Raw genomic sequence first — 13046 nt, 5'->3', positions numbered from 1 at the left:
CGAACGCGAAGAATCCCCTAGGTTAGCGGTGTTTTAAGAGATCCTACGGTCGCGTCCGCTCCCTCCGTCGGCTACGTTAGCCAAATCATATAGATTTGGACTTCGCGACATTTGACCTTCCATCAATTCTCATATGAGAATTGGGATAGGTCAAGAATGATGACAAGTGGAAGTAAGTCAGTACCACCCGCTGCACTGTCATTCTGAGCGAAAGCGAAGAATCCCCTGGATTAATGGTGCTTTATGGGATCCTACGGACTGTGGCCTCAGGATGACAAAGCGATGACGGATGTCTGGTTAACCACGGAGATGACAATGGAAAGAGTATCGCCAATACTGCCCACCCCACTGTCATTCTGAGCGAACGCGAAGAATCCCATGGCTTAGTGGTGTTTTATGAGATTCCTTGGCCAATGGCCTAATGATAGCAGTTTACATATAATAAAACATAAAAAGAATTCACGAAGTGAACTTCTTCTGCTCTTGCTCCACGCAGTGGCGGAGGGAGATAAATGACCGTTGATTTCGGTCATTTATCCCGAAAACGTAGTGCGGTAGCACGAAAGAGCTTCCTCAGAAGCGGGTTTTCGTAGTAGAAGGTTTTAGGGGTTCGGGGGAGTTAAACAACCGTTAATTTCGGTTGTTTAACCCGGAAACTAAGTGCGGATGCACGAAATAGCTTTTTAAAAGCGAGTTTCCGTAGGAAAAAGGGGTCTGTCCGAGAGCGGACGGACTGGCAATTACTACCCCTAATCCCTATCCCTCGAGTACTAAGCATTTTAATTTTTATGTAATTACACTTAATTAAGGGTTCCTTAAAGGGAAGAAAATCCCTTAAAAGAAAAGAGTTTTGATGCCTTTTAATAAGAAAATAGTTAAAGAAGAAAAAGTTAATAATAAGCCAAGTAAGAAGAAAAAGCCCCAGTCCAAGGCTTCTAAATGGATTTGGAGGTCTATTTTCCTTATTGGTTTTTTGGTTATGCTCTATCCTTTAATCAACCGCTTGTACTATCGTATAGATTCTACAGGCCAAGTTGATACCTTTAAGGCTGGGGCTAACAACCTTTCTACAGATGAGGTCAAAAGACGTATAGATCTGGCTCATGCTTACAATGAGTCCTTGTCTGGTGAGAATATTGCTGATGACCCATACACTAGGAAAAAGCAAGAAGAAGGCCGCAAGGAATATGCACGTATGCTAGAGGTCTCTGAGATGATAGGCCACGTGGAGATTCCTCGTATCAACCAAGACTTGCCGATTTTTGCTGGTACTAGTGAGGATATACTCCAAAAGGGTGTAGGCCACTTGGAAGGTACATCTCTTCCGGTAGGGGGAAACTCAACCCATGCTGTTTTGACTGCTCACTCTGGTTTGCCTGAAGCGACATTATTTACCCACCTTAACCAACTTGAAATTGGAGATAAGTTCTATGTACACAACATAGAAGGAGTCTTGGCCTATCAAGTTGACCAGATTAAGGTAATTGAGCCTACAAATTTCGATGATTTGATGGTTGCTCCAGGTCACGATTATGTGACACTTTTGACTTGTACGCCGATAATGATTAACACTCATAGACTTATAGTAAGGGGGCACAGAGTACCATACGTACCTGCTGTGGATGAAGAATTGATTAGAACAAACAAAGCAAACTGGATATTTAGAATATTATTTTTCCTAGCCTTATTCTTGATTATAGTTCTTATTATAAGACTTATTAAGCTAAGACGTGAGAACAAAGACTATTATAAACGTCTAGAAGAAGTCAGAAAAGAACAAGAAGACTTGAAGAAGATGTTTATGAACTCTGGTAATTTCAGAAACTACCAAGGTTCATCAGATATGTTTGAACAGATGAGGTCTACTGGTCCAAATACTCGTAATGATAGCAATAATTTAGGAAATAGTGATGAATAAGAAGGGCGCATTTAAGAAAAACTTGCCTTTCATACTCATCTTTGTCCTAGGACTGTTGATTTTTGCCTATCCGTTTATTAGCCAGAAATATTATGAAATAGAGTCTACTAACGAAGTTGTAGAGTTTAAGAAGCAAATTGATGATGTTGACAAGGCTGACATAGAAAAACGTATAGACCTAGCCCGTGCCTACAACTCTACCCTAGATCCATCTAGGCTTGCCGATCCTTTTACAGAAAAGGAAAAAGAGGGTCGAGCAGAATATGCTAGGATGCTTGAGGTAAACGAGATGCTAGGCCACGTGGAAATACCGAGGATTGGACAAGATTTGCCTGTCTATGCTGGTACAAGTGACGATGTTCTGGAAAAGGGTCTTGGCCACTTGGAAGGTACATCTCTTCCTATAGGCGGAACTTCCACCCATACGGTTATCACAGGTCACAGGGGGCTACCAAATGCCAAGCTTTTTAGAAACTTGGACCAATTGGTAGAGGGGGATATTTTCTATATCCACAACATAGAAACAACCCTGGCATATCAGATTGACCATATTGAGGTTGTAGACCCTTCAAATTTTGAACCGGTTATGGTCCAAGAGGGCAAAGATTTAGCCACACTTTTGACATGCACACCATATATGATCAACTCTCACAGGCTATTGGTAAGAGGCCATAGAATCCCATATCAAGAAGCCATAGACGATGGTGTGGCCAATACACATAGACTAAAACCAGATTTCTTACAATTATTCTTGGGAATGCTACCAGTAATAGTATTTTTGCTAATAATTATGATTAGAGAAGCTAGAATAAGAAAAAGATTGGCAATGGAGGTAGAAAGTATTGAACAAGAAAATAAAGCTTACAAAAACTAATACATTTGGATATATCCTTATACTTGTGGGACTTTTGTTTGTAACTCTCCCTCTAATTAGAAGATCTTACAAAGACTACTCTGCCCGAAGAGCTGAAAAAGAATTTAGGCAAATACAAGAAAACAGAAAAGCAGAAGAAGTGGCAGAAGAAACAGAAAATGCTAATGAGTATAACGAAATAGTCAAAAATTCTGATATAAGTGTAAGTGACCCTTTTACAGCTGAAGATTACCAGACAAGTTATGAGAAGTTTCAAAACACAAATATTCCCTTTGCCTATCTAGTCATACCAAAACTAGACAAACGCCTACCCTTATATCTTGATGCGACACTAGACCATATATCAAGGGGTGTTGCCCAAGTAGATGGGACTTCTATCCCAGTAGGAGGACCTGGAACAAGGTCAGTCATAGCTGGCCACAGGGGCTGGTGGGGCGATACCATGTTCTTATACCTTGACCAGCTAAATTATGGTGACTACGTCTATGTAGAGCGTGCCGAACAAACCATGCGCTATGTGGTAAATGACAAGGAAGTCATAGACCCTTACGATTGGGACAAGTTGGCTCCAAGAGGAGATGCTGATATTATCAGTCTTATGACTTGTTCACCATTCTTGCCACCAAGACCAAATAGACTTTTGGTAAACTGTGTTCGTGATGAGACAAGTAAGACAATAGCCGAGGAATTCAAACTCCCAGGCACAGATGACTATCCAGTAAGTCAAAAGGATGAAGAAGAAAACAAAATCTCATCAACAGACCAAACAGTAGCAACAACAAGGATAGCAACTCTAATACTTTCTATAATTGGTGTAGTCTTATTTATACTAACCTTAGTTAGATTTATTAAAAGAATAAATGCAACAATAAAATACAAAAAGTAAACAAAGACTCTAGCATAAGCTAGGGTCTATTTTTGTCAAAAAATTACTATAAAAAATAAAAAAAATTAATGGGTAATTTAGTATTGTCTAGTATTGATAGAAACGATTAATAAGTTTATAAATATTCGAAAATATTATAAAATGAAAATAACAAATAAAAACAGGAAAACAAGAGAAAATTGGGCATTAAAGCCCTTTTTAAAGTTTATCAAAATGTGAGTAAAAATTTATTTCGACAAACATAAATATGGGACTTTGTTTTTACCAGAAAAAACTTACAAAATAGAAATTTTTATGGTTAGCAAAATCGATGCATACGATAAGATAGTTTTCAACCCTGAAAGCACTAAGACTATGGATGGGAGAAAAAAACTGATTGATTATGCACGAAAAAATATGCTCCAAGAGAGATATATAGATATAGGTAATGACAAAATAATAGCCTTATCCACCTGCGAGAAGGCTACGACCAACGGTAGGACAGTTGTACTTGGAGTCTTAAGACCTATGAATGGAGATGAATGATGAAATCATTTAAAAGAATATATAATTTAATACTAATGGCAGTGATTGTACTCATCCCATTTGTAGAAGCAAAAGCAGCTAGTGTTGCAGTTCCAATCACTGTTGATTGGTATCTTGGTGATCAAAAGTGGGATGAAGCTCCCCATAAAACCGATATCAAAATCGAGCCGATAAATGGGGCGCCATTGCCAGATGATGTAGACGAGTTTTATGGAAACGGAGATTTGAAGTTTGGCTTTGCTCCAGAATTTACTGGACCAGGCAGATATGAATACTTAATTTATCAAAACAACGAAGATATTAAAGAAGAACATAGATCAGTTAGCTATGACAAAACCAAATATCACTTGGTTTATATAGTTGAACAAGGCAAAAACGGATTAAATATTTCTGTATATGCTTATGATAATGATAAAAACATCATAGACCCTGACCATACATCAAAAGTAGCAGAGATTGTTTTTAAGAACAATGACCCTGGTAAAGGCAAAATAAATGATCCTGACAAGGATGGTAAGCCGGGCAATGACGGCAAAAATCCAGACTCTGGCAAGAACCCGGAAGATAATCCAAACAAGGATAACCCTACTATTCCAGGCAAACAAGGATTTACTAAAAACAAAAACTCGAATGGAAATGTAAAAACAGGTATATAGGGAATTATCTCTTACCTCATCATACTTTTGCTAGCAGGATTTTTATTATTAGCAAGCAAGAAACAAACTAAGCCTCGTAGTTAAAACTATGAGGTTTTTTCTATATAAAGATTTGAGGGGGGGATTTCCCACTCATCAGACCCTCTTTTTTCCTTGCTAATGAAATATGTTATAATAGTAAAAAAGCCTAGGAGATTTACATGGATATTATAAAACCATCAACTATTGCCGGCGTCATGGAACTACTTCCAGCCGACCAAGAAGTTTTTGACTACATAAAAAACACTATAGAAGAAACATTCAAAGATTATGGATTTGCATCAATCGACACCCCAATCATAGAAAAAAATGAGATACTCTTTGCAAAGGGTGGTGGAGAAACAGAAAAGCAAATCTTTGAGATAGCTAGCGATTCTAAGGATATGAGCCTACGTTTTGACCTTACAGTTCCCCTAGCTAGATACGTATCAGAGCACTTTTCTGACCTAAACTTCCCTTTCAAGAGATACCAAATTGCCAAGGTTTATAGGGGAGAGCGCAATCAAAAGGGTAGATACAAGGAGTTCTACCAAGCAGATATAGATATCATAGGCCATGACAGCCTAACCATTTATAACGACGCTATTTTGCCTTTTGTAATGTATAAGGCCTTTGAAAAACTAGAACTTCCAGCCTTGACCTTCCACATCAACAACAGGAAATTGCTAAATGGATTTTTCCAAAGCTTAGACATAGATGACTCTACAGAAGTCTTAAGAACTATAGACAAAAAGGACAAGATTGGCATAGACAAAACTCAAAGTCTACTTACAGAAATTGTAGGAGCAGATAAGGCAGAAGAAATACTTGTCTTTATCCAAAACCCAGAGCAAGGTCATGACCTTATAGCAAGCCTAAAAGAATTTGATGGCAATGACCTCTACAAAGATGGCCTTGAGGAACTCGCGATAGTTTATGACTATATGCTAGCCTTTGGCGTGCCAGAAGCAAATATCAAAATTGACCTTGCCATTACTAGAGGCCTAGACTACTACACATCAACAGTCTATGAAACCTTCATCAATGGCTACGAATCTATAGGTTCAGTTTGCTCAGGTGGAAGGTATGAGAACTTGGCCAACAACTTCTCCAAACAAAACTTGCCAGGAGTAGGTATGTCAATTGGCCTAACTAGACTATTTTACCAACTCCAAGAACTTGGCCTAGTTGATAAGATTAAGGGAGCAAATACCGATGTCCTTGTTTTGCCAATGGATCCATCCTTGCACCTGTATGCCATAGAAGTCCTTAAGGAAATCAAGGCCAAGGGACTTAAGGCTGATATATACCTAGAAACTGGCAAGTTCAAAAAGAAAATGAACTATGCTGATAAGATAGGAGCCAAATACTCCATCATAATAGGCGAAGAAGAAGCTAATAATAAAGAAGTATCCATCAAAAATATGGAAACGGGAGAACAGACCAAGCAAAAAATCGAAGAATTCCATTTAGGCAATTGATTTCATAGCAAAATACTGCTATACTATTAGTAGGTAAAACTAGCAATTAATAAGAAAAATTTACGGAGGTCATTATGACAAAATTAACTGAAACAGTACAAACTGGCGATTGGGCAAGTGAAAAACACGTACCAGAAATCAAAATCGAAAAATGTGAAGACGGCAAAATCAAAGTTACAGCAGCAGTTGGCTCTGAAATCGAACACCCAAACACACTAGAACACCACATCTCTTGGATCAAAGTATTCTTCCAAGCAGAAGATGGCAAATTCCCAATCGAAATTTCTTCATATGAATTCAACGCTCATGGAGAAGACGATGTACTATCAGTACCATGTGCAACAGGTATCCTAAAGACAGACAAAAAAGGTACAATCTATGCACTAAGCTACTGCAATATCCATGGTCTATGGGAAAACGCAGCTGAATTAAACTAAATATTATGATAGAGAATCAGACACAAGGGCTTTATTTTGTGTCTGATTTTTTTTAGGAAAAATGGAGGTGGTAGCTTTAAGTAAAATATATAAATAAAATTTTGACAAAATGTACTTGGCGTTATATAATACAAATGAAGGTTAAAAAGATAACATAGTTTTTAATTAAAGGAGAAAGTATGGATTTTACGATAGATAATACCCATAAAATGCTAAGAGAAATGTATAGAGACTTTGCGGTACGTGAAGTTGAGCCTCTAGCAGCAACTATTGACGAAGAAGAAAGACCACCTTATGAAAATATACCAAAGCTAAAAGACGCAGGATTCTTTGGTATTCCAATTCCAAAAGAATACGGTGGAGAAGGTGGAGATTACCTAGGATATGTAATGGCTGTAGAGGAATTATCAAAAGCTTGCGCATCTACTGGAGTAATAGTTTCAGCTCACACATCATTATGTGCATGGCCTATCGAAGCTTACGGTACAGAAGAACAAAAAGAAAAATACCTAAAAAAACTTGCAACAGGTGAACATATAGGAGCATTTGCCCTAACAGAACCAATGGCTGGTACAGACGCATCTATGCAACAAACAACAGCTCATATATCAGACGATGGTAAATATTACATATTAAACGGTTCAAAAATATTTATCACAAACGCAACTATTGCTGATACATTTATAGTTATAGCAATGACTGACAAATCAAAGGGAACACACGGAATTTCTGCATTTATAGTAGAAAAAGACACCCCTGGATTTACAATAGGACTACCTGAAAAGAAAATGGGTATCCACGGATCTGCAACTTGTGAACTTATTTTTGAAGAGTGCAAAGTACCTGTTGAAAACTTACTAGATAAAGAAGGTAAGGGATTCAAGGTTGCCATGACAACTCTTGACGGTGGACGTATTGGTGTAGCTGCTCAAGCACTAGGAATTGCAGAAGGCGCCCTAGAAAAAACATTAGACTATGTAAAAGAAAGAGAACAATTTGGTAGACCTTTAGCAAAATTCCAAAACACACAATTCCAATTAGCTAACCTAGCAAATCAAATTGAAGCAGCAAAATATCTAGTATACAAAGCAGCTTGCGACAAAGATGCTGGAATGCCTTACACAGTAAGTGCAGCTCATGCAAAACTATTTGCAGCTGAAACTGCTATGAACGTAACAACCAAATGCGTACAACTATACGGTGGTTATGGTTACACAAGAGATTACCCAGTAGAACGTATGATGCGCGATGCAAAAATCACAGAAATTTACGAAGGTACATCAGAAGTTCAAAGAATGGTAATAAGCGGAAGCTTATTTAGATAATAGGAGTTAATTGTGAATATATTAGTATTAATCAAACAAGTACCAGACACAAACGAAGTAAAAATCGACCAAGAAACTGGAAGAATCATGAGAGAAGGACTTCCTTCAATCATCAACCCAGACGACTTGGCAGGACTTGAAGAAGCACTAAAAATCAAAGACCAAAACGGAGCTCACATCACAGTACTAACAATGGGACCTCCACAAGCATCAGTAGCTTTACAAGAAGCATACGCTATGGGAGCTGACGAAGTAATCCTACTAACAGACAGAGCCTTTGGTGGAGCTGATACTTGGGCAACATCAACAGCTCTATCAGGAGCTATCGGATCTATAGAATATGACCTAATTATAGCAGGTAGACAAGCTATAGATGGTGATACAGCACAAGTTGGCCCACAAACAGCAGAACACTTACACATCCCATCAATTTCTTATGTAGAAGAAATAGTAGATGTAAACTCTTCTAATATCACAGTAAAAAGACAATTTGAAGATAGATACCAACTTATCAAAGCAAACTATCCAATACTAATCACAACTCTTGGTGAAATGAACCAACCAAGATACATGAGAGTATCAAGAATTTACGACTGCAACAGAGAAGATGTTGTAAAAGTTTGGACTGTTGATGATATAGAAGTTGATAGAGACAACATAGGTTTAAAAGGCTCTCCAACTAGAGTAAAAAGATCCTTCACAAAAGGAGCTAAACAAGCTGGAAAAGTATTTGATGTACCTGCAGACGAAGGTGCTAGCCTAATAGTTGATAAGTTAAGCGAAGAGTTTTTAATTTAAGGAGTTAAGATGTCCGAATATAAAAATGTATTAGTAGTTTGCGAACAAAGAGATGGCCAATTACAAAATGTATCACTAGAACTAATTGGTAAGGCTCGTGACCTAGCAAACGATCTAGAAAGTAAAGTAATTGCAGTAATCATAGGTAAGAAAGTACAAAACCTATCAGAAGAATTGATAAAATACGGTGCTGATGAAGTTTACTACCACGAAGATGACAAGTTAGAAAAATACCTCACAGAACCATATGTAAAAGCAACAGTAGCTATCATCAACGAACTAAAACCAGAAGTAGTACTATTTGGTGCAACAACTATAGGCCGTGACCTAGCACCAAGAGTATCTGCCAGAGTTGGCTGTGGACTAACAGCAGACTGTACAAAACTAGAAATAGACGAAGAAACTGGCCTACTAAATATGACCCGTCCAACCTTTGGTGGTAACCTAATGGCAACCATCCAATCACCAGAAGCTCGTCCACAAATGTCAACAGTAAGACCTGGTGTAATGCCAAAACAAGACCCAGACGAAGCTAGAGAAGGCGAAGTTCATAACTTTGAAGTAGAACTAACAGATGAAGACGTAAACGTTCAAATCATCGAAGAAAAACAAGAAGATAAGAAAAAAATCAAGATTGAAGATGCAGAAGTACTAATAGCTGTAGGCCGTGGTATAGGATCAGCAGAGAATATGAACCTTGCTTATGAACTAGCAGAAGTACTAGAAGGTGAAGTTGCATCATCAAGAGCAGTAGTAGATGCAGGTTGGCTAGAAAAAGACCGTCAAGTAGGACAAACAGGTAAGACAGTAAGACCAAACCTATACATTGCCCTAGGAATCTCAGGAGCTATCCAACACTTGGCTGGTATGGAAGAATCTGACCTAATCGTAGCTATCAACAAAAACCCAGATGCAAACATCTTCAACGTTGCAGATGTTGGAATCATAGGCGATATCAACGAAGTAGTCCCAGAACTAATCAAGAAAATAAAACTTGCAAAATCTGCAAAATAATCCCCTAAAACAATTTAAATTGAAAACAATTATCATTGAAAAACATTTTCATAAAACATACAATGTATATATGAAATAAATAATTTGGAGGATAATCATGGACTACAACACAATCAAATATGAAGTAAACGGACATATAGCAAAAATTACAATGAATAGACCAAAAGCTCTCAATGCTCTAAACTCAGAGGTTTTAGACGAGCTTGACAAATGCCTAGACGAAATCAAGGCTAATAATGACCTTAGAGTTCTAATCATCACAGGTGAAGGCAGATCATTTATAGCTGGAGCAGACATCAAAGAAATGTCTGAACTAGGTGGACTAGAAGCAAAGGCTTTCGGTAACAAAGGTCTATCAGTATTTAGAAAAATTGAAACTCTACCAATCCCAGTAATAGCAGCAGTAAACGGCTTTGCTCTAGGTGGCGGCTGCGAACTAGCTATGAGCTGTGATATAAGAATAGCATCAAACAAAGCTCTATTTGGTCAACCAGAAGTAGGTCTTGGCCTAATCCCAGGCTTTGGTGGCACACAAAGACTACAAAGACTAGTAGGACAAGGTTGGGCCAAATACCTAATCTACTCAGCAGAAAACATCAAAGCTGACAAAGCTCTAGAAATCGGGCTAGTTCAAGACGTAGTAGATGTAGAAGAACTAGAAGAAAGAGTGAACACTCTAGCAGAAACGATAGCAAGCAAAGCTCCAATAGCAGTTAGACTATCTAAAGAAGCTATCAACACAGGCGCTCAAGTAGATATAGAACATGCTATGAGAATCGAAGAAAATGCCTTTGGCCTAGTATTTACAACAGAAGACAAAAACATTGGAACACAAGCTTTCATCAACAAAGAAAAAGCAGAGTTTCAAAACAAATAGGGGGAAATAATGAAAATTGGTGTAATCGGATCAGGAATCATGGGTGGCGGTATTGTAGAAACTGCTGCTAAAAGCTACGAAGTAGTAGTAAGAGATATAAAAGATGAATTCTTAGAAAAAGCAAAAGAAAGAATAGAAAAATCTTACGCTAAACAAGTTTCTAAAGAAAGAATGACAGAAGAAGAAAAAGAAGCTGCTCTAAAAAACATCTCTTACACAACAGAAGTAAAAGACTTGGCAGACTGTGACGTAGTAATCGAAGCTGCAACAGAAAATCCAAAACTTAAAAAAGACATCTTCAAAGAATTAGATGAAGTTGTAAAAGAAGGCGCAATCCTTGCATCAAACACATCATCACTTTCAATAACAGACATAGCTGCAGTAACCAATAGACCAGAAAATGTAATTGGTATGCACTTCTTCAACCCAGTTCCAGTAATGAAACTTGTTGAAGTAATCAGAGGACTTCACACATCTGATGAAACAAATAAAGCAATATTTGAACTAGCAGAAAAACTAGGCAAACAACCAATAGAAGTAAAAGAAGGACCAGGATTTGTAGTAAACAGACTTCTAATCCCAATGATCAACGAAGCAGTTGGCGTACTAGCTGATGGACTAGCAAGCGTTGAAGATATCGATAAAGGTATGCAACTTGGTGCAAACCACCCAATGGGACCTCTTGCATTAGGAGATTTAATCGGACTTGATACATGCCTAGCAATAATGGAAGTACTATATAACGAATTTGGCGATAGCAAATACAGACCAAACCCACTCCTAAGACAAATGGTTAGAGCTGGTGACCTAGGTAGAAAAACAGGCAAAGGCTTCTACGATTACAGCAAATAAGACAATTATAAAAAGAAAGGAAATATAATGACAAGAAAAGTAGTAATAGCAAGCGCAGTAAGAACACCAGTAGGTTCATACGGTGGATCACTAAAATCAGTATCTGCGAAAGACTTAGGAATCACTGCAGTAAAAGAAGCTATCAATAGAGCAGGCATCAAACCAGAAGATGTAGACGAAACAGTATTTGGTTGCGTATTACAAGCAGGCCAAGGCCAAAACATAGCTAGACAAGTATCTCTAGGAGCAGGAATCCCTAAAGAAAAACCAGCAATGACACTGAACATAGTATGCGGATCTGGCTTAAGAAGCGTATCATTAGCAGCACAAATGATCAAAGCAGGAGATGCTGATGTTGTAGTAGCAGGTGGTACAGAATCAATGTCAAACGCACCATACTTACTAACCAACGAAAGATGGGGAGCAAGAATGGGAGACAAAAAAGTTGTCGATGAAATGATCAAAGACGGACTTTGGGATGCATTCAATGACTACCACATGGGTATGACAGCAGAAAATATCGCTGAAAAATTTGGCCTAACAAGAGAAGAACAAGACGAACTAGCAGCACTAAGCCAAAATAGAGCAGAAAAAGCACGTGCTGAAGGTAGATTCAAAGACGAAATCGTACCAGTAGAAGTAAAAGATAGAAAAGGCAACGTTACTGTAGTAGACACAGACGAACACATCAGAGAAGGCGTAACAGCAGAAGGTATCTCAAAACTAAAACCAGCATTCAAGAGAGATGGTGGTACTGTAACAGCAGCAAACGCATCTGGACTAAATGATGGATCAGCAGCACTAGTAGTAATGAGCGAAGAAAAAGCCAAAGAACTAGGCGTAACACCACTAGCAACAATAGTATCATATGCAACAGAAGGTGTAGACCCAGCAATCATGGGAACAGGCCCAATCCCAACAGTAAGAAAAGCACTAGAAAAAGCTAACCTAACACTAGAAGACATTGACCTAATCGAAGCAAACGAAGCATTCGCAGCCCAAGCCCTATCAGTAATCAAAGAACTAGGTCTAAACACAGACATAGTAAACGTAAACGGTGGAGCAATAGCAATCGGTCACCCAATCGGAGCAAGTGGAGCAAGAATCTTCACAACCCTACTATATGAAATGCAAAAGAGAGACTCTAAAAAAGGTATCGCAACACTTTGTATAGGTGGCGGTATGGGTACAGCAATAGTAGTAGAAAGACCATAATAACAAACAACCCCAAAACCTCAACCAAAAAGGTTTTGGGGTTTTATCTGATTAGCAGGAAATAGCCTAAAGAAATATCTAGACAATCAACTAATATGCCCAATATCACAACAAATTTTTTATCAATATTGGCCAATTTACCTACAATGTCTAAATTCGAGCAAAAAGGT

General features: G+C 38.2%; 13 protein-coding genes. All 13 read left to right on the top strand.

Annotated features, from left to right (window positions below):
- The first annotated feature begins 853 nt into the window (after positions 1-853).
- The 13 genes from BQ7474_RS06925 to BQ7474_RS06865 all read left to right on the top strand — a co-directional run bounded on the left by BQ7474_RS06925 (position 854) and on the right by BQ7474_RS06865 (position 12876).
- Positions 854-1918, top strand: a complete 1065-nt coding sequence (locus tag BQ7474_RS06925; protein ID WP_073998194.1) for a class C sortase — start codon at positions 854-856, stop codon at positions 1916-1918.
- Positions 1911-2792, top strand: a complete 882-nt coding sequence (locus BQ7474_RS06920; protein WP_073998193.1) for a class C sortase — start codon at positions 1911-1913, stop codon at positions 2790-2792. The genes BQ7474_RS06925 and BQ7474_RS06920 overlap by 8 nt, the downstream gene beginning before the upstream one ends.
- Positions 2761-3678, top strand: coding sequence for a class C sortase (locus BQ7474_RS06915; RefSeq protein ID WP_073998192.1), 918 nt, complete (start codon positions 2761-2763; stop codon positions 3676-3678). The genes BQ7474_RS06920 and BQ7474_RS06915 overlap by 32 nt, the downstream gene beginning before the upstream one ends.
- 255 nt (positions 3679-3933) lie before the next feature.
- The gene (locus BQ7474_RS06910) at positions 3934-4203 is read left to right on the top strand and encodes a sortase family protein (RefSeq protein WP_073998191.1); all 270 of its coding nucleotides are present in this window, start codon (positions 3934-3936) and stop codon (positions 4201-4203) included.
- A complete protein-coding gene (locus BQ7474_RS06905; protein WP_073998190.1) occupies positions 4203-4859 on the top strand; it encodes an FctA domain-containing protein in 657 nt (218 codons plus the stop codon). The genes BQ7474_RS06910 and BQ7474_RS06905 overlap by 1 nt, the downstream gene beginning before the upstream one ends.
- Positions 4860-5059: 200 nt before the next feature.
- Complete coding sequence (gene hisS, locus BQ7474_RS06900) at positions 5060-6358, top strand: histidine--tRNA ligase (protein WP_073998189.1); 1299 nt, start codon at positions 5060-5062, stop codon at positions 6356-6358.
- Positions 6359-6432: 74 nt separating this feature from the next.
- Entirely contained in the window at positions 6433-6795 is a 363-nt protein-coding gene (locus BQ7474_RS06895) for a class II SORL domain-containing protein (protein ID WP_073998188.1), read from the top strand.
- 179 nt (positions 6796-6974) lie between these two features.
- Complete coding sequence (locus BQ7474_RS06890; RefSeq protein ID WP_073998187.1) at positions 6975-8120, top strand: acyl-CoA dehydrogenase; 1146 nt, start codon at positions 6975-6977, stop codon at positions 8118-8120.
- A gap of 12 nt (positions 8121-8132) precedes the next feature.
- Positions 8133-8918, top strand: a complete 786-nt coding sequence (locus BQ7474_RS06885; RefSeq protein WP_073998186.1) for an electron transfer flavoprotein subunit beta/FixA family protein — start codon at positions 8133-8135, stop codon at positions 8916-8918.
- Between the two features lie 9 nt (positions 8919-8927).
- Positions 8928-9932, top strand: coding sequence for an electron transfer flavoprotein subunit alpha/FixB family protein (locus tag BQ7474_RS06880; RefSeq protein WP_073998185.1), 1005 nt, complete (start codon positions 8928-8930; stop codon positions 9930-9932).
- Positions 9933-10029: 97 nt separating this feature from the next.
- Entirely contained in the window at positions 10030-10809 is a 780-nt protein-coding gene (locus tag BQ7474_RS06875; RefSeq protein ID WP_073998184.1) for an enoyl-CoA hydratase-related protein, read from the top strand.
- Positions 10810-10818: 9 nt separating this feature from the next.
- Positions 10819-11661, top strand: a complete 843-nt coding sequence (locus tag BQ7474_RS06870) for a 3-hydroxybutyryl-CoA dehydrogenase (RefSeq protein WP_073998183.1) — start codon at positions 10819-10821, stop codon at positions 11659-11661.
- A gap of 27 nt (positions 11662-11688) precedes the next feature.
- Complete coding sequence (locus tag BQ7474_RS06865) at positions 11689-12876, top strand: acetyl-CoA C-acetyltransferase (protein WP_073998182.1); 1188 nt, start codon at positions 11689-11691, stop codon at positions 12874-12876.
- Positions 12877-13046 lie beyond the last annotated feature (170 nt).

The sequence above is a fragment of the Anaerococcus urinomassiliensis genome, from assembly GCF_900128425.1.
Classification (GTDB): Bacteria; Bacillota; Clostridia; order Tissierellales; family Peptoniphilaceae; genus Anaerococcus; species Anaerococcus urinomassiliensis.
This window is presented reverse-complemented; position numbering and strand designations above follow the sequence as displayed.

Bases quoted from the DNA above. Each gene is read 5' to 3' on its own strand.
- BQ7474_RS06925 (WP_073998194.1), top strand. From the start codon at position 854: ATGCCTTTTAATAAGAAAATAGTTAAAGAAGAAAAAGTTAATAATAAG.
- BQ7474_RS06920 (WP_073998193.1), top strand. From the start codon at position 1,911: ATGAATAAGAAGGGCGCATTTAAGAAAAACTTGCCTTTCATACTCATC.
- BQ7474_RS06905 (WP_073998190.1), top strand. From the start codon at position 4,203: ATGAAATCATTTAAAAGAATATATAATTTAATACTAATGGCAGTGATT.
- hisS (WP_073998189.1), top strand. From the start codon at position 5,060: ATGGATATTATAAAACCATCAACTATTGCCGGCGTCATGGAACTACTT.
- BQ7474_RS06895 (WP_073998188.1), top strand. From the start codon at position 6,433: ATGACAAAATTAACTGAAACAGTACAAACTGGCGATTGGGCAAGTGAA.
- BQ7474_RS06890 (WP_073998187.1), top strand. From the start codon at position 6,975: ATGGATTTTACGATAGATAATACCCATAAAATGCTAAGAGAAATGTAT.
- BQ7474_RS06880 (WP_073998185.1), top strand. From the start codon at position 8,928: ATGTCCGAATATAAAAATGTATTAGTAGTTTGCGAACAAAGAGATGGC.
- BQ7474_RS06875 (WP_073998184.1), top strand. From the start codon at position 10,030: ATGGACTACAACACAATCAAATATGAAGTAAACGGACATATAGCAAAA.
- BQ7474_RS06870 (WP_073998183.1), top strand. From the start codon at position 10,819: ATGAAAATTGGTGTAATCGGATCAGGAATCATGGGTGGCGGTATTGTA.
- BQ7474_RS06865 (WP_073998182.1), top strand. From the start codon at position 11,689: ATGACAAGAAAAGTAGTAATAGCAAGCGCAGTAAGAACACCAGTAGGT.